A 22,065-nucleotide genomic window follows, 5' to 3' on the forward strand; every position below is an offset into this window, starting at 1 on the left:
TATTGTTGCATCTACAGTTCTTCAAAATTATCTAATAAACTAGTTTTTTATTATTTCCTAAATAGATAATCTAATCAATTAGTGACAGCACTTTCTAATCCATTTGTATCATGATTCCGTTCTCCTTCTTGGATTTTAGGGTTTTTTTGCATAGGAAAAGTGAACCTAAAGAAACTAGGTTCACTTTTTTTCTAATTCTTTGGAGGCTTGGTTTACATACCAAAAATAGTTTGAATTCCGCAGATTTGTGTCCTAAGTCTTCCTCTATAGTAAAACTATAGTAATAGCGATATTATAAAACAAGATTCGACAATATGACAATACTTATACGGAAATAAATTACTTTAACATATCTTTTTTCCTGCATTTGTATAATTTTCTCCAATTTTCAACGCCGTTCAGTAAAGGAAACGCTTTCTCTCTATTGGCAATAAATTGTATTCAAAATTGTGTCATAACATTATTACAGAATAATGAAGGCTATCAAAAAAATGATGCAAAATCTTGCTAGGGTGCTATTCTATGAGTGTAAACAACGAAAACAAATTGAAAGGAAGTTATGTTATGTTAAACAATTGGTGGAGAAATAGTAATATAGCTGCTGGAATTCTTGCTATATTAAGAATTTATTTGGGGTATGTTTTCCTTACTGCAGGCTGGGGAAAAATAACTAGCGGTCAATTCGATGCGAGCGGTTTTATTGCAAATGCCATCAATAATCCGGTAACAGGGCCAGATGGCGGCAATGTCTTTGGTTTTTATACATCCTTCCTGGAAACATTCGCAATGCCGAATGTTCACATCTTTAATGTTATGGTGCCTTGGGGAGAATTCTTGGTAGGATTAGGTTTGATTCTTGGCTGCTTAACATCGGCGGCAGCGTTCTTTGGAATAATTATGAATTTTTCGTTCCTAATGGCAGGCGCGATTTCACACAATCCAATCGATATTCTATTAGGCTTTTTAATCTTTGTGGCGGGTGCCAATGCAGGTAAATTCGGAATCGACTTTTTCCTATTGCCTCTATTAAAGAAACATGCGTTTATAGACAAAAAAGGGTCTTCCGATAAGAAAATGGGTAAAAAGGCAAACCTCGTTTAGAAAAATTGTAGACATAATTTCGATAAAATTTAAATAAAAAGTACTTTTAAAAGTGGGTATCCATCAAGTTTGGATGTCTGCTTTTTTTGTTGAGATTTAGCTAGCGATGACTATCATGTTTTCTCTTTTAAGTTTAAAGGTAAGTAAATAAGTGCTGAAACACATATCTTTAAAGAGGTTTGTTACAATTATTTTCAAGAGATAGTAGAATTTTGGCTTATATAGAAGAGCAATGCATTGAGCTCAGATTTTAATTCACCCTATTCTTTACGATCAGGTTCGCCATTTTAGGAAGGCAACAATGCAGAGGGAAAGATTGTCGTAAATCTCAAATAATGAGGAGTATAAATATGATTCGTTTTGAAAATGTATCCAAGCAGTTTGATGATGGAACTGTTGCGGTTAAGTCGCTTAACCTCAACATCCATAAAGGAGAATTTTTTGTCTTGGTTGGTCCTAGCGGCAGCGGTAAAACCACAACCCTGAAAATGATTAATCGATTGATTGGCATCTCCGACGGCACAATCTTGATCAACGATAAAAAAATAAGCGATTATGATATTCATGAACTAAGGTGGAATATTGGCTATGTTCTTCAGCAAATCGCCCTCTTTCCTCATATGACCATTCAAGAAAATATTGCCATTGTTCCGGAAATGAAAAAGTGGAATAAAGAAAAAATCGCAAGCAGAGTAGACGGGTTGCTTGAAATGGTAAGGTTGGACCCAAAAACCTATAAACATAGGAAACCCAGTGAGTTATCGGGCGGACAGCAACAAAGAATTGGCGTGGTTAGAGCCTTGGCTGCCGATCCTGAAATTCTTTTGATGGATGAACCTTTTAGTGCGCTGGACCCAATTAGCAGGGAGAAGTTGCAAGATGATTTGTTAAAACTGCAAAAATCGATAAAGAAGACGATTGTTTTTGTTACACACGATATGCAAGAGGCGCTTAAGTTAGGCGACAGAATTTGTATCATGAAAGATGGGGAAATTGTCCAAGTCGGGACTCCCAATGATTTGGTTCATCATCCTGTTAACGACTTTGTAAAAAAATTTCTTGGAAGAACGGAACATGGAGATTTTCAAATTCATCTGGAAGAAGCTTTGTCGCCTCACACCAATCTTCAATTTAATGGGCATGTAATCCCCGTTAATAGCTCCTTGGAGGAAATATTGGAAGCCCTAACCCAACGAGACTTGGTAGGTGTTGAAAAAGATGGCGAAATGGTTGGTCTATTAACGAGACAATCAGTCATCCAGCATCTGTTAAACAATGTGAAAGAGGGCAAAAAAAGTGAATAAATTATACGAAACGTTCATGGACAGACGTGAGGATTTGTTGAGTGGGCTCATCCAGCATATACAACTATCGTTTATTGCCCTCATCATTGCTTTATTAATCGCCATTCCTCTTGGGATTTATCTAACCAGAAAGAAAAAAGCTGCGGAGATTGTCATTGGAATAGCAGCCGTCTTCCAAACAATCCCTTCATTGGCGTTGCTGGGACTGCTGATACCGCTTGTTGGAATCGGGACATTACCGGCGATCATTGCACTCGTTATTTATGCGATGCTTCCTATTTTAAGAAATATTTATACGGGAATTAAAGAAGTTGACCCAAATTTGCTAGAAGCTGCAAAAGGCTTGGGCATGAATAATAGAAGATTGCTGATCAAGGTAGAGCTTCCTCTTGCCATGCCCGTGATTATGGCTGGGATAAGAACGGCCATGGTTCTTATTATCGGGACTGCGACCATTGCTTCCCTTATTGGAGCAGGAGGATTAGGTGATTTAATTACTGTGGGGATCAGCAGGAATGATATGGACCTCATCTTATTAGGAGCCATTCCTGCGGCGCTTTTGGCTTTATTTTTTGATTTTCTCCTCAAACAACTTGAAAAACTATCATTTAAAAAATCACTAATTTCGATTGTTACTGTTATAGCAGCTTTTTTATTGGTTATAACCGTCTCTTCATTTTCCGAGTCGAAGGAACCTGATTTAGTTATTGGCGGAAAATTGGGTGCAGAACCGGAGATTTTGATGAATATGTATAAACTTCTAATCGAAGAGAATTCTTCCCTTAAAGTCGCGCTAAAACCGAATATGGGCGGCACAACATTTGTCTATAATGCCTTAACTTCGGGGAGTATAGATATTTATCCGGAATTCACGGGGACAATTATCGTTGATTTATTAAAAGAGCAACCAGCCAGCACAAAAAGCGAAGAAGTCTATGAACAGGCAAAAGAGGGGATATTCAATCAATTTGATTTAGTATTGCTGGAGCCAATGAAATTTAATAATACCTACGCATTGGCGGTACCTGACTCCCTTGCAATTAAATATAACCTAAAGGCGATTTCTGACTTGAAAGAGATTGAAGGAGAGATTAAGGCAGGCTTTACACCGGAATTTCCGGAACGTGAAGACGGCTACCTCGGAATACAAAAGCTTTATGGCCTTCAATTCCCAAACATAAAAACGATGCAGCCAGAACTGCGGTATGCCGCTGTAAATTCAGGGGATATCAATTTAGTGGATGCTTATTCAACGGATAGTGCAATTCAAAGATATAACTTAACTGTATTGGAAGATGATTTGCATTTATTTCCTCCCTATCAAGGAGCGCCTTTGTTAAAGAAAGAGACGCTCGAAGAATATCCGGAATTAGAAGGCATTCTGAATAAACTTTCCGGAAAAGTTACCGACGATGAGATGAGGGAAATGAATTACAAAGTAGCGGTAGAGAAGGAAAAGGCCAGCAGTGTCGCTAAAGAGTTTTTAGAAAGGAATAATCTGCTCAATAGTGATTAAGATAATCTCGGACCTTGGTGAAAAAATGAATATATTATGTGTTGTGGACTTGCACACTTGAGTTAAGAGGATAAGTTTTATGAGCAAAGCAAAATTTTATGATAGTATGACGATATTAACATGATTTCAATTGGCAAGAAATCCAATGGAAAATTCAACGGAAGAATGGAGCAGTACAATGAAAGCACTCACGTTTGAAACGTTTGGGGGACCTGACGTTTTACAATATAAAGAAGTTCCGAATCCCATTATTAAGGAAAATGAACTATTAGTGAGAATGAAAGCAATCGGGCTTAATTTTGCCGATGTTTACAGAAGAAAAGGAAACTATCATCTAGCAGGTGAACCGCCTTACATCTTGGGTTATGAAGGGTCGGGAATTGTGGAGCAAGTTAATGGAGAGGCGATGGGCATAAAGGTTGGGGACCGCGTGGCTTTTGCGGATGTACCGTTTGCAAATGCTGAGCTGGTATCAGTACCGATGGATAAAGTCATCCCTCTGCCCGATGGAATTTCCTTTGAAACAGCATCAGCTGTTTTATTGCAGGGATTGACTGCCCATTATTTGACGCAAGATAGTTATGCTATACAACCAGGCGTTTCAATGCTTGTCCATGCGGCTGCAGGTGGCGTCGGCCAGAATCTTGTCCAAATTGGAAAACTTCTTGGAGCGCGTGTAATCGGTCTTACATCGAGCAAGGAAAAAGCAAAAGTTGCCTTTGAAGCAGGTGCCGATGCAGTTTACTTATATAATGACAAATGGGTTGAACAAGTAAAGGAAACAACAAACGGTGCGGGAGTCGATGTTGTGTACGAATCAGTAGGGTCCACGTTGCCGGATAGTTTTGAAGCAACAAGGATTGGCGGGACGGTTGTATTTTACGGCATGTCCGGTGGAGATCCTAGCCCAGTTGATCCGCGTATGTTAATGGATACCTCAAAAACCCTTACTGGAGGAGACCTTTGGAATGTACTTACTTCATTAGAAGAGAGAAAAGAACGATCAAAACAATTATTTAACTGGATTATCCAAGGGAAATTGATAATAAAGGAACCTACAACCTTTTCCTTGGAGGAAGGTGCCAAAGCACATCAGTTATTGGAAAGCAGAAAAAGTGCAGGGAAGATTTTATTGATTCCATAATTATATTTGCGAATAACTAAAGGATTGAATTCGGTTTTATGCCGATTCCAATCCTTTTTATTAACTGTTGAGATTATTGGTTTTGGGCTTCTTGTTGCTCATTAGGTTCTTCAGTTGATTCTGGCTCCATCATGAGATGTGCTCTAAATGGTCCTAATAATGACTAACTAAGATTAGTTGATGATGCATTTTCTTTTCTTTTCTTAATATCCACAAAGACCATGATAATGATGATTGCAGCAACAAAGTAGATGGATATTGCCAGTAAAGCCGAACCTAAACCAGCCTGCATTCTTCCGCCATAATAAAGCAAAGCTCTCATTCCATCAACCATATATCGTGTGGGTAAAATGGCGCTAAAGACTCGGTGTACTTCAGGAAGCGTTGATAAGGGAAGTGCTCCACCGCTTGAAAAAATGCCCATAATATTGACAGGGAACATGACCAGCATACCCCAACCTCCGAAAAGCAAAGCAAGGGTTTTGAATACTAAGTACATAGTGTAACAACAGAAAAAGCAGAATATGAAAATAATCCAAATACTAGAGGCGTGTGTACTTCCGAAAAAGCCAAAAACAGCTAATTGGGATGCAGCGGCAACACCAAATGCCAACATGGCACCGAATAGTAGTTCCATTTTTAACAATTGAGAATTACTTAAAGGTATACCTGTATTTTTTAACGTACCATTTCCTCGTTGCAGATAGCCATAGATCATATTTGCACCCATGATTCCTGCAATTGAAGAGATAAGAACCAAGACAAATGGGGTCATTCCATTATTAAGATTCTTGGAAATCCCCAGTGCATTCACCGTTGCGGCTTTAACGGGGTTTTCTGCTAACCCAACCTTGTCGGCAGATACAGATAGCCCTTTTTGTTTTAGTTCTTGTTTTAAGTTTCTGCTAAATTCTGCCGAAGCAGCAGTTACGACTTGCTGTAAGGTATTATCTGCAATCATCGTTGCAGTTGGTCCAACACCTTCATTTAATAATATTTTGAGTGTAGCCGCTTCTGTCTTTCCAGTATCATTCACAATCACTTCATGTAATTCATCAAGTTGATTGGAAAAATCAGAGGGGATTACCAACGCACCATAAGCTTCATTATCCCTTATGTCCTGCATGGCTTGTTCCTGATTCCCAACTACACTCCACTTGAAAGAATGTCCATTGTATTTATCAACTAAATATAATAGTATATCATCCCCAGCAGGTCCCTTGTCTTCGTTCACCACGATTAGGGGAGCATTTGTTAGATTATTCGTACCTCCACCGAAAGCCGGCAAATAGATACAAATCATGATTAGCATAAGAACGGAAATTAACCAAATCGGAAACCAGGTGGTCCGTAGTCTAAGTATTTTCTTCACTGACAAGTCTCCTCATTTTGAAATTCTCATCAGAATAAAATAAGAATTAACCTTGTATATCTGTCTCGAAATAAATGTAATGATAAGATTTTCTATCCTTTACATATCAATAGTTGCACCAACACTGATATGCATATCGGTTATAAATTGGTTAAGATCTTCCGTGCGCCCAAGAAGAGCCAAGTAGTCAGCACAAAAGGCAACGTCAAAACAGGGAGTCCATAAGGCAAGATCCAGGTAAAGACACTTGCAGTCAGCAAAACGCTAACACAGGCGGCCACAATCCCCGAAATAAATCGGAAGCGGTTCGCTGCAGTACCGAACACCACTGCGACTGCCATACAAGATAAAATGGTGTTGTAGCCATAGAGACCGCGAAAGATTAAAGAATGTTCTCCGCCAAGTCCGTAAGCAAGAAGTAATCCTATCGTATTCCCGATTACGGCAACAATCCCCCATCTCCAATTGCCCAAGAAAACGGCGATAAATAGAATTGCTCCGGATAAGGGATGATCCAGGAAAAAGATTTGCCCAATGCCAGCAAAAAAACCTTCTACCCAATTTACCTTCCCTGCAATTTCCAATTCCCAGTACGCTAGACTTTGCGGCACTAAGGACTCGCTTAAATGAAATGCTTTCAGACGGTAAGAAACCAAAAGCATAAACCACGTCAGCAAGATAAATGGAATGGTGAGAATGGGAAGTTCCACGTTTTTCATGAATTGCACAATGGTTGCAGCAAAAATCGCCGTAATGGCTGCTGCAATTAAAGCAATAATCCACTTGGAAGATCCGGTTAAAAATAAGGTCATCGCCATCCCGGCCAGCACTGAATTATAGCCATACAGACCATTGTTGATGCTAGTTGCCGGTGCACCACCGATTTTTCCGATAAGTGTACCGATGATGGAAGACAAAAGTGCAATGACTCCCAATGACCAGGAAGAAACCATGATGGCGATTAAAATAACGACTCCGGAGACTGCATTTTCAATAAACAGGACTTGAGAAATTCCCCTGAGCGAAGCCAGAAAAACTGAAGCAGCTCCTTTTTCTGATAAATGATCCTTTTTTTCTGCCGACATAAGCATCCCCCATGAAAATTATTTCACAACCGATTTAAAATTGTATTTTGTGGTCAAAATGTAGATGTTTGGTTCTCCTAACTAATAACTTAGTATGTGCAAACAATGGAGAATTCAATATGGAAATTACAAGAAAAGGGGAGGATTGTCATGCAATTGGTACCTCGCGAGATAGACAAGCTCATGATTGTGGTTGTAGCCGATCTTGCTAGAAGAAGAAAAGAAAGAGGCTTGAAGCTGAACTACCCGGAGGCTGTTGGACTTATTACTTACGAGATATTGGAAGGTGCCCGGGACGGAAAAACGGTTGCTGAACTGATGGAATACGGCACAACAATTTTATCCCGTGATGATGTCATGGAGGGAATTCCCGAGATTGTTGATGATATTCAAGTAGAAGCGACATTTCCTGATGGCACCAAGCTGGTAACGGTGCACGATCCAATTCGATAAGACAGAACAGGAGGGCAAACCATGGAACGAATTGAAATGGAGCCAGGGCAACTGATTTTAAAAGAAGAAGATATTATTTGCAATGATGGAAGGGGCCTTTTTAAGGTTACCGTCATTAATACCGGAGACCGTCCCGTTCAAGTCGGGTCGCATTATCACTTTTATGAAGTAAATGAAGCGCTCCAATTCAATCGGGAAGAAGGACTTGGAAGACGTTTGAACATCCCTTCCGGTGCGGCGGTTCGTTTTGAACCCGGCGATGAAAAAGAAGTGGAATTGGTTCCATATGGCGGGGAACGTAGAGTGTATGGATTTAACAATAAAATAGATGGACCCATAGAAAGAGGGGCTAATGAATGAGTTTTAGAATGACGAGAAAGCAGTACGCTGAAATGTATGGCCCAACCACGGGGGATTCCATTCGATTGGCGGACACTGATTTATTTATAAAAGTTGAAAAAGACTATACAACTTATGGTGAAGAAGTAGTTTTTGGCGGCGGTAAAGTCATACGTGATGGAATGGGGATGCACCCCCTTGTAACTCGCGGTGATGGAATTCCTGATGTGGTCATAACCAATGTCGTTGTATTGGACTATACTGGCATTTTTAAAGCGGATGTTGCCATTCGCGACGGGAAAATCGCGGCAATTGGAAAAGCGGGAAATCCGTTGGTGATGGATGGTGTCGATATCATTATTGGGGCTTCCACGGAAATCATTGCCGGTGAGGGGATGATTTTGACCGCTGGCGCCATTGATACGCATGTTCATTTTATTAATCCTGCACAAGTAGATGTAGCACTTACTTCCGGTACTACAACTTTAATCGGCGGGGGGACGGGTCCGGCTGCCGGGTCGAAAGCGACAACCGTTACTCCAGGCGAATGGAATATTCATCGAATGCTCGAAGCTGCGGAAGGTCTCCCAATCAACGTAGGTTTTACGGGGAAGGGACAAGCGGCAACAAAAGAACCGCTTGCAGAACAAGTACGTGCCGGGGTTATTGGGTTGAAAGTCCATGAAGACTGGGGGGCTACGCCTTCTGCTCTGGATCATGCATTGCAAGTGGCCGAGGAATTTGATGTTCAAGTCGCTCTTCATGCGGATACTTTGAATGAAAGCGGGTTTATGGAAGACACGATGGCCGCGATCAAGGACCGTGTCATTCATATGTATCACACGGAAGGTGCGGGAGGCGGCCATGCTCCCGATTTGATCAAATCGGCTGGTTATTTGAATGTACTGCCCTCATCTACCAATCCAACATTGCCCTATACCGTGAATACGGTCGATGAACATCTGGACATGCTGATGGTTTGCCACCATTTGAACCCTGCTGTACCAGAGGATATCGCATTTGCCGATTCTCGAATCCGAAGGGAAACGATTGCAGCGGAAGATATCCTTCAAGATATGGGTGTATTCAGTATGGTCAGCTCGGATGCTCAAGCAATGGGCCGCGTGGGAGAAGTGGTATTACGTACTTGGCAAACCGCGGATAAAATGAAAAAACAAAGAGGCATCATGCAAGGAGATAGCGAGTATTCGGATAATAACCGCGTCAAGCGTTATGTTGCGAAATACACCATCAATCCGGCTATTACGCATGGGGTTTCTGAATATATAGGTTCCATTGAAGTTGGGAAAATTGCAGACCTTGTCCTTTGGAATCCGGCATTCTTCGGTGTGAAACCTGAAATGATTTTAAAAAATGGTTTTGTTGTGTATGGGTTAATGGGGGATGCCAATGCATCGATTCCAACACCGCAGCCAGTTATTCATCGCCCAATGTATGCCACATTAGGAAAAGGCTTATCAAAAAGTAACATTACGTTTATTTCACAGGCGGCTTTCGATGATCGAGTACACGAAAAATTGGGATTGCAAAAGATTATCCTTCCTGTTCGCGGAATTCGAACATTAACAAAAAAAGATATGAAACTTAATTTTGAAACGCCCGAAATTACGGTCGACCCCCAAACTTACGAAGTAAGGGTAAACGGGGAACATATTTACTGCGATCCTGTAGATAAAGTGCCAATGGGACAGCGTTATTTCTTATTTTGAGGTGAAAACAATGATTATTGAAAGTATTGTAACGAATATAGAAGAGATGCCCATGGAAGAACTTTCAAAACGGCATAAAGAAAAAGTGCTGCTGGAAAGTTCGGATTTGGTGAAACGTATTCAGAAAGTCACAACAGACCATGGCAAAGAAATCGGGATTCGATTAAAAAATCCACGTGATCTTAAAGCCGGTGATGTGTTGTTTATGGATGACAAGAACATGATTATCGTGGATGTTTTATCGGATGATTTGCTTGTTATTCGTCCTCGTTCCCTGCATGAAATGGGAACGATTGCCCACCAGCTTGGAAATCGCCATCTGCCCGCACAATTTGAAAATGACGAAATGCTCGTTCAATATGATTACCTTGTAGAGGATTTGCTGCAGGAGTTGCAAATACCTTATCAACGTGAAGCGCGGAAAGTGAAACAAGCGTTTCGACATATCGGTCACAGTCATGCTTGATCGAACATTGTCGCTGTTCCAGCTTTGCGATTCTAATTTTCCAACAGGTGCCTTTAGTCATTCCTATGGTCTGGAAAGTTATATTCAAGAAGAGATTGTGTATAACCAGGAAACATTTTCAGAATGGCTTCGCGTGTATTTAAATGAGCAGCTCATCTATTCAGATGGGCTGGCAACCCGCCTGATCTATGAAGCATTGGAGAAAGGCGATATGGATAAAATATGGAAAATGGACCGGATGCTCATGGTTCAGAATTTGCCTCGGGAAACACGGGATGGCACCCAGAGAATGGGGGAACGGATGTTGAATCTGGTGGAATCCTTATATCAAAATCCAGTGCTCTCCCAATACAGGGAACGAATCCGGCATAAGCAATCCTTTGGGCATCCGGCCATTGTATTCACCATGGTTGGTTATCATCTAGGTGTTTCACAAGAGAACACGACACTCTACTATTTATATTCTACCGTGGTAAACCTTGTGCAGAATGCAGTACGGGCCATTCCGCTTGGCCAAACTGCAGGCCAAAAAATTATTCAAGAATTTCAAGGTGACTTAGCAAAAGCAACACAAAAAATTCAAATGTTGAATGAAGAAGATTTCGGAATTGTGTCACCGGGCTTGGAGTTGGCCCAAATGATGCATGAGCGTGTAAATATTCGTATTTTTATGTCTTAAGAAAGGACGTGTTTTTGAATGGAACCGATTAAAATTGGAGTAGGCGGTCCTGTAGGTGCGGGAAAAACCTTGCTGATCGAGAAACTGACGCGAAATATGGATGGAGAAATTAGCATGGCAGTTGTAACAAATGATATTTATACAAAAGAAGATGCGAAGTTTCTTATGCAGAACGGCGTATTGCCTTCAGATCGTATTATTGGTGTTGAAACTGGCGGATGTCCCCATACGGCCATCCGTGAAGATGCATCCATGAATTTCGCTGCCATTGATGAATTAAAAGAAAAACATCCGGATGTCGAACTGATTTTCGTGGAAAGCGGCGGAGATAATCTGGCAGCTACTTTCAGTCCGGAATTAGTTGATTTCTCAATTTACATCATTGATGTGGCGCAAGGTGAAAAAATCCCCAGAAAAGGCGGACAAGGGATGATTAAATCTGATCTATTCATTATCAATAAAACAGATTTAGCACCATATGTAGGCGCAAGCTTAGAAGTCATGGAATCCGATACAAAAGTATTCCGCGGAAACAAGCCGTTCATTTTTACGAATTTAAAAAATAACAACGGGCTTGACGAAGTGGTGAATTGGATTAAACAGGAGACCCTTTTAAAGGGAATGGCTTAATATGGCTGGATGGACAGGAGAATTGCATTTAGATGTTGAAAACCGACGAGGAAAGACGGTAGCGAAAAGGGTTTACTTTCAGGGGGCATTAAAAGTAATGCGCCCTATTTATCATAACAATACGGGAGAAGTCTGCTACTATATATTAAATCCCGGCGGAGGTTATTTGGACGGAGATCGATACCGGATGAATATTAAAGTGGAGGAACAGGCCAGACTAACCTTAACGACACAATCCGCTACGAAAGTGTATAGAACCCCGGAAGGACATGTTTATCAGGAAACGGAGATTTTTCTTAAGAAAGGAAGCATCCTGGAATATATCCCGGATCCCTTGATTGCTTATCAGCAGGCGAGATATAAGCAGAAAAATATCATCCATATGGAAAAAGGAGCTACGTTGCTCTATTCGGATATTATTACACCGGGATGGTCTCCGGAGGGGAAGAGGTTTAGCTATGACTGGGTTCAATTAATCAATGAAATTTATTTGGATCAGGAACTTGTGGCCTTTGATCATATCAAGTTAAGCCCTTCGCTTCGCAATGTGGAAACAATCGGATCCATGGAAGGATTTTCGCACTTGGGATCCTTGATCGTCATCGGGGAGCAAACTACTCCCGAGCTTCTGGATCGGTTATATCAAGCAATCAAGCCGCTGACAAATGACTATAAAGTGGGTTTGTCCCAACTAGCTGTTAAAGGCTTCACTGTACGGATTTTAGCGAATTCAACACAAATGATTGAAAGCATATTTACGAATCTCCATCATATGATTAGTCAAGAGTGGTTCGATACAACGCCAAGTTTCCTAAGGAAATATTAGGGTCAAGCTTGGAGTCGAACCACGACTAAATTGACGGGGGTTCTAGATGGAGATAACGTTACTTTCTGTGTTGGCACTCGGTTTTCTATTGGGGATCAAGCATGCGATTGAGCCGGATCATGTGATTGCCGTATCCACGATTGCCAGCAAAAGCAAAAAATTATGGGATGCTTCTCTAGCAGGAGTGTTTTGGGGGATTGGACATACAGCAACACTTTTCACCCTTGGCATCATATTAATTCTCATGAAAGGTGATTTATCCGATAAATGGTCCATGACATTGGAATTTCTTGTCGGGATTATGCTTGTCTATCTAGGTATTACCAGCCTGCTCTCCTCCAAAAAGAATAAACAGCAAGCTCATCTTGAAGAGGAACATCCAGAGAATGAACAGCCAGAGATTGACTATTTGGAGAATAAGCCAGTAAACAAGAAGGAGCAATCCTATCTAAAATCATTATTCATTGGATTTGTCCATGGACTGGCAGGAAGCGCGGCAATGGTTCTGCTGACCATGAGTACAGTTAACACGGTTTGGCAAGGCAGTTTATATATTTTGATATTTGGCGTTGGGACAACCATCGGGATGCTTGTATTTACAACGATTCTCGGGCTCCCGTTTGTACTTAGCAAGAAACGGCTTACATTAAGCCGAAACCTGATCATGGCCACAGCGATGATCAGTGTGCTATTTGGCGTTTATTATATGTATAATTTAGGATTTAATGAAGGCTTGTTTAGACTTTGGATGTGAAACTAAAATTGGATGAGCTCAATTCCCTGCAGAAAGGGATTGGGCTTTTATATTGCCAAAAAAGAGGTCATATTTATTTACATGAGCAAGCCGTAAGAAATAATTTGTTCATCATTTTTCGAGAATGTTTGGACATCCTATAAATGTATAGCACTAAGGAGGAAAAATGATGACGAATCAAAATGGAGAACAAGCAGAGGTAAAGAATTTCGAACTAGAAGACATGCTTTCCGAACACCCTAAACATAAAAGACATGCATTCTCTTTCAGTGTGGATGGAAATGAGTTTAAAGGGCATTTTCACGAAGGTGAAATTGTATGGATGAATCCACACCCACAACAAAAGTATAGTGAGGAAAAAGTAGCTAAAATCGAAAACACAATCCATGACATAATGATTCAGCGGGGAATCTCGAATCAGCTTAGAGACATTGAAATGACGCAGGCTTTCGAAGATCGTCTTCACGAGCGTCGCCAAGTAACGCTTAAAGTAGCAGGTCGCGAGTTCAAAGGATTGGTTCACGAAGGAGAAATCAGATGGTTCCATCCTCATCCGCAGCAAGACCTGCACGATCATCATGTGGAAGCGATTGAAGCAGAGATTCATGAGAAGGTCGCTAAAGAGCCGAATGAATGACGGAAAGATTAAAAAATGGATAACCTCGTTCCTTTCGGGACGGGGTTATATAGTTTATGGAATGGAAGTACGGGGAATCTTTGTTATGTAAATGTAGAAGTGTATTTAACTAGATTGTTACGTGAAAAAATTGATTTTAGAAAAGCCCTTGATTCAAGGGTTTTTTATTTTGTATGAAAGAAGTCGCTTGAATCACCTGTCGATTAGTAAAAAATGCGTGTTTACGATTTTAAAACTAAGAGGGTCTTTAGTCATTTATTCTGTCGATATTAAATATTATTCTGTCAAAAATGATTCTTTCCTGTTAATTTTGGTAATATAATAGGTAGCTTAATTAATTGCTAGGGGACTTTAATTTAAATACTAAGGAGTTTACTATATGACGAAGCATAATGTTGAGGATACTTTTTATCGTTCATTGTTTGAACATAATCCGGATATCGTCCTTTATTTAGATAGGGAAGGAGTTATTGCAAAAGCTCATCAAAATCTGTCCAGGATAATGGGATATTCAGTTGAGGACGTTTCTGTTGTCCCTCTGATTAATTATTTACCGATGCACGAACAGGATAGATACCGAAAAAACTTCTTGGACGTTCTGAATGGGGATCCAAAAAGTATGGAAACTCTCTTTATACATTCCGACGGGAAGCACATCCCAATTAATATGGTACTGATTCCGGCAATTGTTGAAGGACAAGTTACGGGTGTTTTCGTTATCATAAAAGATCAATCGGAACTGCAAAGTATTGAAAGCAGTTTACTTGAATCCGAGTTGAAATTTAAAGGAATTGTGGAGGAAGCTTTGGTAGGGGTTTATATTTTAAAGGATACCCATCTCTTATATGCCAACCCGCACTATTTTCAACTTCTTGGAAAAAGTTCAGCCAGCTATTTGAACATACTCGATTATGTTCATCCAGAGGATCGAAATGAAGTTTTATCCGCCTTTGCGTCTTTAAAAGAAGGCGAAAAAGGATTAACGCATTATGCCCGGGTCATTCGGGAAGATGGAAATGAGATTAAGGTGGAAGCACATTCCAAATTACTCCTGATAGACAAAGAACCAATCATTATGGGAACAATCATTGATATTACGGAAAGGGAAGAGAACTGGAAAAAAATCAATTTTCTCGCTTACTATGATCAATTGACAGAGCTGCCAAATCGAAAGTCCTTCGAAGAGAGCCTGGAAAAGGAAGTCGTCATTGCTAAAACATTAGATCAAAGGCTTGCCATCATGTATCTTGATTTGGATCGATTTAAATCGATAAATGACACATTCGGACATCGTGTCGGGGATGAGCTGCTAATTGCGATTTCTAAGCGTCTTCAAGAAGTACTGGGCGATGGGCACCGACTCTTCCGAATCAGTGGAGATGAGTTTGCCATTATTTCACCTGACTGTAAAACAATCAACAAGGTAATAGAGATGGCAAACCAATTGATTAGTTCCATGAAAGAACAATTCTTGGTGGGTTCACTTAGACTTTTTATGACAACAAGCATTGGCATCAGTCTTTTCCCCGCTGATGGGGAAGATACCATCTCCCTCATGAAAAATGCGGATGCCGCGCTGCATATCGCCAAAAGCGAAGGGAAAAATAATTTTAGAGTCTATTCTTCCACCATGGATATTCGGACATTTAGAACCTTTAAGTTAGGGGCCGACATCCGTTCAGCGCTTGAGAACAATCAATTGGAGTACTACTTTCAGCCAAAGGTAAGCACGGAGGATTATAAAATCATAGGGGCAGAAGCCCTCATCAGATGGAATCATCCGGAGTGGGGAGTGTTATCTCCAAATGAGTTCATTTCCATTATTGAAGAACAGGGATTAACAGCTGAAGTGGGCAAAAAAATGAACTGGAAGGTAGCGAAGCAAATTAAAGTCTGGCATGAGATGGGGCTTCCGAAAATACCCATTTCCGTGAATTTATCAGCCAAACGATTTCTGGATCAAAACCTGGTACCGAACTTCCAGGAGATTTTGGCTGACACCGGACTGGACCCGCAGTTTTTGGAAATTGAAATTACCGAAACATCCATGCTGGAAAACGAGGAAATTGTTTTGGAAACCTTAACGAATCTCATTAAAACGGGAATAACGATCTCTTTGGATGACTTTGGCACAGGATACTCATCGCTTTCTTATTTAACCAAGTTTAAAAATTATATTGATACCTTAAAATTGGACCGTTCTTTTATTACCCATTTAAGCTCCGATGAAGAGAATGAATCGAACTTTATCACTCAAACCATCATTAAGGTGGCAGAAAGAATGAAGATGAGCTTTGTGGCAGAAGGGGTCGAAACGTATGAGCAATTCTATCTCTTAAAGGAGATGGGATGCAAGATTGTGCAGGGATATTTGTTTTCAAAGCCACTGCCGGCCAGCGAATTTGAAGAAGTACTAAAGAAGGGGACCATTAATATCCCCCATGATCATGAATTGGAGCAACAAATGGTAGAGGAAAGAAGAAAAGATTTCAGAGTACCTCTTGATTATCCGTTGAGTAGCTCAATGACTCTTTCACGGATTAATGGACGTAAAGTAGAGGTAGGAAAAACGGTCGTATTAATCGAGAGCCTAGGTATCGGGGGTCTTCGCTTTTTAACGGATTTAAGACTGACGGTAAATCCCAATATTATTTATAGTTTCGAGATAGTTTTATTCGGTGAGACCATTAAACTACTAGGCTCCATTATATGGATGGAGGAAATCAAACCGGATATCTATCAATATGGATTGGAATATGCCATTGATGAAAATGAACGCGCCGAGATAACGCCGATATTGGACAAACTTGCTTCAGAACTTCGCAAGGACCCTGTACTGCCTGACTGTAGTTTTGTGACAGAGGATCGTTATACCTTTATAGAGAAATTGAGACAATAATTAAATCGTTACTATTATATGAAAAGTACTTATAAATCGAGACGTGCCAAGCGAGCCATACCAATTTATTTGGATGGCTTTTTGTTTTTGTTGCTTTTTTATGAACAGGCGTTGATCCAACAGGGATTAACGCCTATTTTGTTATCCTGGCATATTAATTATTAAGGAATATTACTCGAAATTAATATTTAGTTTACAAACCTTAACCATTTGAAAACGTCTGGTTTACATTTGCTTGTTAGATTATTAAATGTAATCAAACACAAAACAAAACGAACCAAAAACAAAACAAAAATTTACCAAGTGTTTGATTAAGAAATAGCGATACTGTTTTCATCAAAGATCTACTACGGGGGTGCAAGATCACTAGTTAAGAATGATATGCGGTGTTGATCGATCAATTCAGGAAATTAATCCGATTAAAATAAAACTTTAAATGTAGGGAGAAAACAAATTATGAAACTAACAAAATTAAAAACGATAGCTGGTTTAGGTATGATCTCATTGGCTTTAGCTGGATGTGGAACAGATTCAGAAAACAACGCTGCATCCACTGTAAATGAAAATGATTCGTTGGAGACGATTACGGAAAAAGCAAAAACTGAAGGTGAAATTGCAAGTGTGGGAATGCCTGATACATGGGCGAACTGGGAAGAAACTTGGGATGAAATCGAAACGGAATATGGCATTACACAGTCCGATACAGATATGTCCAGCGCGGAAGAATTGGCGAAATTTGAATCCGAAGGCGAAAACGGGACGGCGGATATTGGGGATGTTGGCATTAACTTCGGTCCGTTAGCCGAACAAAAAGGCTTAACGCTTCCATACAAAACAACTTATTGGGATGAAATTCCGGAATGGGCGAAAGACGATAACGGTGATTGGTTATTAAGTTATACAGGAACAATTGCTTTTATTACGGACAAGCAAAATGTAGATCAAGCGCCAACTTCATGGGAAGAGCTGGCAAACGGCGACTATAACGTTTCTGTCGGGGACGTAATGAAAGCAACGCAAGCGCAATTCGGCGTCTTGGCTGCTGCCATTGCAAACGGCGGAGATGAAGGAAATATCCAGCCGGGAATCGATTATTTCAAAGAACTTGCAACGGACGGCCGTTTGACTTCAGCGGAAGCCAATATCGCCAACCTGGAAAAAGGTGAAATTGATGTTGCGATCGTTTGGGACTTCAATGGCTTGAACTATCGTGATCAAATTGACGCAGAACGTTTTGACGTGACAATCCCGACAGATGGTACGGTCATGAGCGGTTATACAACGGTTATTAACAAAAACGCTCCGCACCCGAATGCTGCGAAACTGGCAAGAGAATATATCTTATCTGATGAAGGGCAAATCAATTTAGCAAAAGGCTATGCTCGTCCAATCCGTGATGTTGAGCTGCCTGAAGAAGTGCAAGCAAAATTATTGCCGGACGAAGCTTACAGCAATGTCAGCCAAGTAGAAGACCATAAAGCTTGGGATCAAACGGCTGTTCAATTACCGCAATTATGGCAACAAGAGGTGCTAGTCAATGCTCAATAAAAAAGTAATCATGATCACACTGGATGGCTGTCGCTATGACATCGCCATCCAGACACTAGGAATTTTAAATCATTTTGTCGAGAAAAAATTGGCAAGCCGTTTTAAAGTGCTATCCGAAACACCAAGCAACTCCAGACCTTTATATGAGGTTCTATTAACGGGTGTGCCTACGTATGAAAACGGGATTTATACAAACTATTCGGTACAACGCTCCAAGGAACAAAGTATTTTTTCGTTGGCAAAAGAAGCTGGAAAAACGACTGCAGCCGCCGCTTATCATTGGGTGAGCGAGCTTTACAACCGGGCGCCGTTTTCCATGTTTGAAGACCGTATCCAGCATGACGAAACAAAAAATATCCAGCATGGGATTTTTTATTCGGATGACACGTATCCTGATTCTCATTTATTTCAGGATGCACATCACTTAATCAACAATCATCAACCTGATTTTATGTATATCCATTCCATGAACATCGATGATACAGGCCATAAATTTACCGGAAATTCGATTGAATACCGCCGTGCGGTCAATAAGATCGATACGATTTTAGGCGTATATCTCCCGCTTTGGCTGGAAATGGGCTATCAAATAGTAGTTACCTCCGACCACGGGATGGATGATTTCGGGAACCATGGGGGTACGCTGCCTGAGCATCGGGAAGTACCATTGTTTATTCTTTCCGATTGCATCCCTCCGCATATTGGAACAAAAGTAATTGAGCAGCTGCAGTTGGCTCCGCTGGTTTGCCATATGCTTGGCATCGAGAAAGGGCAAAAGATGCAGGAAATTGATTGGGAAGACCTAACAGATGGGGTGATTGTGCTTGAAGAGCAGAAAATCAATTAAAAGCGTATTTTTGCTGGTTCCATTTTTCCTGATTGCGATTTTGTTTTTGGTTGTCCCGATGGTTTTAATGGTAACGTCCAGTTTTACAAGTGAATCCACGGGAACTTTTACTTTCGATAATTATGTAGAAGTGCTGACGAATCCATTTTATTCGCAATCCTTTGTCAATAGCGGAATGATTTCTCTCTTTTCCGCTGTCGCAGGTATTGTTTTGGCAATCTTTGTTTCTTATGCCATGACGAATCTTCCTGAAAAAATCCAGGATAAATTGACAGTATATATTAATCTGGCAGCAAATTTTGCCGGGGTACCATTGGCTTTTGCTTTTATCATCTTACTAGGGAATTCAGGGGTCTTTACCCTCTTTATTGAAAACTTAAACCTGCCATTTCTGAGTGACTTTAATCTTTATTCTTGGCAAGGGTTGGCGATTACCTACCTTTATTTCCAAATCCCTTTAGGCATTCTTTTTATCTATCCATCTTTGAAAAAAATCAGAAAAGAATGGAAGGAAGCGGCATTCATGCTGGGTGCTTCCCACTGGACGTATTGGAGAAAAGTCGGTTTGCCAAGTATTATGCCAAGCATTGCCGGAACGTTCGTGATCATGTTTGCGAATGGGATGGGGACTTATGAAACAGCGTATGCCTTGACCGGCAGCAACGTGAACTTGGTGACAATCCAGATTGCTGCGCTTGTATCCGGTGACATCTATGCACGCCCGATTATCGGTAGTACGCTGGCCGTGATTTTTGCCATCATCATGATTGCGATCCTCTTTGTATCGCAAATGCTTCTGAAGAAGGTGAGGAAAGATTTAGCATGAGAACGAAGAAACGACATTTTGGCAGCTATTTGATACTCGCGATTTTTGGATTATATATGATTTTTCCGTTTGTCTCCACATTCTTTTATGCAACATCTACTAAGTGGTCCAATACGATTTTTCCTGAAGACTTTACGCTCCAATGGTTTATTGGACTGATGCAGGATCCAAATTTTATTTCCGCTGTCCTGAGATCAATCACCCTGACGCTTACAGCATTGGCGGTTGTTCTGATTGTGATGGTCCCTACGGTATTTCTAGTATATATGTACTTTCCTAGAGTGGATCAGTTTATGAAAGGGCTTGTATTGATGCCGTATGCAATCCCGGGTGTAATTTTGGCAACCGGTTTGCTGAGAATGTATTCTGGTGCGGCCATCCCAATGTATGCCGTATTGGTTGGGGGATTATTTATCGGTTCACTGCCGTTTATGTACCAGGGGGTTCGAAATAGTTTAGAAAGTCTTCAAACGAAAAAATTAATGGAAGCAGCCGAAATTTTGGGTGCAAACAAGTTTACTTCTTTTATGAAAATCATCTTGCCCAATATTCGGTTAGGCTTGTTGGTTACGACGTTATTAATCTTCTCCAGTTTTTTCGGAGAATTTGTGTTGACGAATTTATTGATTGGCGGCAGATATGAAACCATCCGCATTTATATGCTGAGAAGAATGAACGAAAACGGCCATTTGGCAAGTGCCGTTATGGTCGCGTACTTTATGTTATTAATGATTATCAGCTTGGTGATTACGTATTTAACTTCTTCAAAAAGAGGAGCAAGAAAAAATAAACTAAAACCAGTTCGAAATGCCGGCACGATGCCGCTTACTCCAAAATTGGAAACCGTATCAATATCCAACGCACAAGTCAACAAAGAAGAGAGGCAGAAACTATGAGCTATATCGAGATTGATAACTTATCCCTTAGCTTTGGGCAAAATAAAGTATTAAAAGATATCTCTTTAACGATCGAGAAAGGTGAATTGATCACATTATTGGGCCCAAGTGGATGCGGCAAGTCCACATTGCTCCGAGTGTTGGCCGGACTTGAAACGTTCCAGGAAGGCGAAGTGTATCTGGACGGCGAGGAAATCAGCGAGGTGGCTCCAAAGGACCGTAATGTTGGAATGGTGTTTCAATCTTACGCGCTTTTCCCGAATATGACGGTTTATGAAAACATTGCTTTCGGTTTATCGATCAAAAAACTGCCGAAGAAAGAGATTAAAGAAAAGGTAATGGATGCTTTGGCTTTGGTGAATTTGGAAGATAAGGCGGATTATTATCCGGACCAACTGTCAGGTGGGCAACAGCAGCGAATCTCTTTGGCTCGTTCGTTGGTGACGGAACCGAAAGTACTTTTATTGGATGAGCCATTGAGTGCTTTGGACGCAAAAATTCGAAAGCAGCTGCAAATGGACATTCTCATGCTTCAGAAAAAGCTGGGCATCACGATGATATTTGTTACGCATGATCAAGAAGAAGCGATGATTTTATCGGACCGCATTTTTGTGATGAACGGGGGAGTCATCGAGCAGCAAGCAACACCTGCTGAGCTTTACTCTCAACCGAAAAGCCAATTTGTTGCAAGCTTTATCGGCAATTATAATATTCTTTCAAGGGACGACCTAATGCAATTGGATCCAGCCTTCTCTCCCAAGAATGAAAAAAGCAAGTATGCCATCCGCTCTGAAGCGATCCAACTCGAACCGATTGCTGGTGAACAAGCATTGCGCTTTAAAGGGAAATTTGAGCATAGCATCATTCTTGGAAGCACCATTCGCTGCTATTATCAAGCAGGTCCATATAAGTTGACAGTCGACTTATTAAATAGTGAGATTAATAGTAAAGACCTGCATGATTTAACAGATTTGTATATTCATCCAGAGCAGGTTGTCGCAATTGATGGATAA

At 40.7% G+C, this 22,065-nt stretch carries 21 protein-coding genes; 19 read left to right on the forward strand and 2 right to left on the reverse strand.

Annotation, left to right across the window (positions count from 1 at the left end):
• Positions 1 to 564: 564 nt before the first annotated feature.
• The 4 genes from D1B33_RS09970 (at position 565) to D1B33_RS09985 (ending at position 5,065) form a co-directional block, all read left to right on the forward strand.
• Positions 565 to 1,101 (forward strand): DoxX family protein, encoded by a 537-nt coding sequence (locus D1B33_RS09970; protein ID WP_118876379.1) that lies wholly within the window; start codon positions 565 to 567, stop codon positions 1,099 to 1,101.
• A 350-nt stretch (positions 1,102 to 1,451) separates the two neighbouring features.
• Positions 1,452 to 2,405 (forward strand): ABC transporter ATP-binding protein, encoded by a 954-nt coding sequence (locus D1B33_RS09975; protein WP_118876239.1) that lies wholly within the window; start codon positions 1,452 to 1,454, stop codon positions 2,403 to 2,405.
• Positions 2,398 to 3,921, forward strand: a complete 1,524-nt coding sequence (locus tag D1B33_RS09980; RefSeq protein WP_407656722.1) for an ABC transporter permease/substrate-binding protein — start codon at positions 2,398 to 2,400, stop codon at positions 3,919 to 3,921. Before D1B33_RS09975 ends, D1B33_RS09980 begins: the two co-directional genes overlap by 8 nt.
• A gap of 178 nt (positions 3,922 to 4,099) precedes the next feature.
• Entirely contained in the window at positions 4,100 to 5,065 is a 966-nt protein-coding gene (locus D1B33_RS09985; RefSeq protein WP_118876240.1) for a quinone oxidoreductase family protein, read from the forward strand.
• A gap of 163 nt (positions 5,066 to 5,228) precedes the next feature.
• Here D1B33_RS09985 and D1B33_RS09990 read toward each other — a convergent pair whose 3' ends face one another.
• Together D1B33_RS09990 and D1B33_RS09995 are read right to left on the reverse strand one after the other, a co-directional pair.
• A complete protein-coding gene (locus D1B33_RS09990) occupies positions 5,229 to 6,437 on the reverse strand; it encodes a YhgE/Pip domain-containing protein (RefSeq protein WP_118876241.1) in 1,209 nt (402 codons plus the stop codon).
• A 140-nt stretch (positions 6,438 to 6,577) separates the two neighbouring features.
• Positions 6,578 to 7,522 (reverse strand): urea transporter, encoded by a 945-nt coding sequence (locus D1B33_RS09995; RefSeq protein WP_158582958.1) that lies wholly within the window; start codon positions 7,520 to 7,522, stop codon positions 6,578 to 6,580.
• Positions 7,523 to 7,672: 150 nt separating this feature from the next.
• Here D1B33_RS09995 and D1B33_RS10000 point away from each other — a divergent pair, with 150 nt between their 5' ends.
• The 15 genes from D1B33_RS10000 (at position 7,673) to D1B33_RS10070 (ending at position 22,065) form a co-directional block, all read left to right on the forward strand.
• Positions 7,673 to 7,975 (forward strand): urease subunit gamma, encoded by a 303-nt coding sequence (locus D1B33_RS10000; protein ID WP_118876243.1) that lies wholly within the window; start codon positions 7,673 to 7,675, stop codon positions 7,973 to 7,975.
• Positions 7,976 to 8,011: 36 nt separating this feature from the next.
• Positions 8,012 to 8,335 carry an urease subunit beta gene (ureB, locus tag D1B33_RS10005; protein WP_118876381.1) on the forward strand — a complete coding sequence of 108 codons (324 nt, stop codon included), beginning with the start codon at positions 8,012 to 8,014 and terminating at the stop codon, positions 8,333 to 8,335.
• Positions 8,332 to 10,044: an urease subunit alpha gene (ureC, locus tag D1B33_RS10010; protein ID WP_118876244.1), complete on the forward strand. Its 1,713-nt coding sequence runs from the start codon at positions 8,332 to 8,334 to the stop codon at positions 10,042 to 10,044. Before ureB ends, ureC begins: the two co-directional genes overlap by 4 nt.
• Positions 10,045 to 10,054: 10 nt before the next feature.
• On the forward strand, positions 10,055 to 10,510 hold the full coding sequence (ureE, locus tag D1B33_RS10015) for an urease accessory protein UreE (RefSeq protein WP_118876245.1): 456 nt from the start codon (positions 10,055 to 10,057) through the stop codon (positions 10,508 to 10,510).
• Positions 10,503 to 11,189 (forward strand): urease accessory protein UreF, encoded by a 687-nt coding sequence (locus tag D1B33_RS10020; protein ID WP_118876246.1) that lies wholly within the window; start codon positions 10,503 to 10,505, stop codon positions 11,187 to 11,189. The genes ureE and D1B33_RS10020 overlap by 8 nt, the downstream gene beginning before the upstream one ends.
• 18 nt (positions 11,190 to 11,207) lie before the next feature.
• Complete coding sequence (gene ureG / locus D1B33_RS10025; RefSeq protein ID WP_118876247.1) at positions 11,208 to 11,819, forward strand: urease accessory protein UreG; 612 nt, start codon at positions 11,208 to 11,210, stop codon at positions 11,817 to 11,819.
• 1 nt (position 11,820) lies between these two features.
• Positions 11,821 to 12,645, forward strand: a complete 825-nt coding sequence (locus D1B33_RS10030) for an urease accessory protein UreD (RefSeq protein WP_118876248.1) — start codon at positions 11,821 to 11,823, stop codon at positions 12,643 to 12,645.
• Positions 12,646 to 12,691: 46 nt separating this feature from the next.
• The gene (locus D1B33_RS10035) at positions 12,692 to 13,399 is read left to right on the forward strand and encodes a HoxN/HupN/NixA family nickel/cobalt transporter (RefSeq protein ID WP_118876249.1); all 708 of its coding nucleotides are present in this window, start codon (positions 12,692 to 12,694) and stop codon (positions 13,397 to 13,399) included.
• 169 nt (positions 13,400 to 13,568) lie between these two features.
• Positions 13,569 to 14,036: a hypothetical protein gene (locus tag D1B33_RS10040; RefSeq protein ID WP_233549448.1), complete on the forward strand. Its 468-nt coding sequence runs from the start codon at positions 13,569 to 13,571 to the stop codon at positions 14,034 to 14,036.
• Between the two features lie 379 nt (positions 14,037 to 14,415).
• Complete coding sequence (locus D1B33_RS10045; RefSeq protein WP_118876251.1) at positions 14,416 to 16,935, forward strand: EAL domain-containing protein; 2,520 nt, start codon at positions 14,416 to 14,418, stop codon at positions 16,933 to 16,935.
• 456 nt (positions 16,936 to 17,391) lie between these two features.
• Complete coding sequence (locus D1B33_RS10050) at positions 17,392 to 18,483, forward strand: ABC transporter substrate-binding protein (RefSeq protein WP_118876252.1); 1,092 nt, start codon at positions 17,392 to 17,394, stop codon at positions 18,481 to 18,483.
• Entirely contained in the window at positions 18,473 to 19,330 is an 858-nt protein-coding gene (locus D1B33_RS10055) for an alkaline phosphatase family protein (RefSeq protein ID WP_118876253.1), read from the forward strand. Before D1B33_RS10050 ends, D1B33_RS10055 begins: the two co-directional genes overlap by 11 nt.
• Complete coding sequence (locus D1B33_RS10060) at positions 19,308 to 20,156, forward strand: ABC transporter permease (protein WP_233549449.1); 849 nt, start codon at positions 19,308 to 19,310, stop codon at positions 20,154 to 20,156. The genes D1B33_RS10055 and D1B33_RS10060 overlap by 23 nt, the downstream gene beginning before the upstream one ends.
• A complete protein-coding gene (locus tag D1B33_RS10065; protein ID WP_118876254.1) occupies positions 20,153 to 21,052 on the forward strand; it encodes an ABC transporter permease in 900 nt (299 codons plus the stop codon). The genes D1B33_RS10060 and D1B33_RS10065 overlap by 4 nt, the downstream gene beginning before the upstream one ends.
• Positions 21,049 to 22,065 carry an ABC transporter ATP-binding protein gene (locus D1B33_RS10070; RefSeq protein ID WP_118876255.1) on the forward strand — a complete coding sequence of 339 codons (1,017 nt, stop codon included), beginning with the start codon at positions 21,049 to 21,051 and terminating at the stop codon, positions 22,063 to 22,065. The genes D1B33_RS10065 and D1B33_RS10070 overlap by 4 nt, the downstream gene beginning before the upstream one ends.

Origin of the sequence: Ureibacillus yapensis (genome assembly GCF_003515775.1) — a bacterium.
GTDB lineage: Bacteria > Bacillota > Bacilli > Bacillales_A > Planococcaceae > Ureibacillus > Ureibacillus yapensis.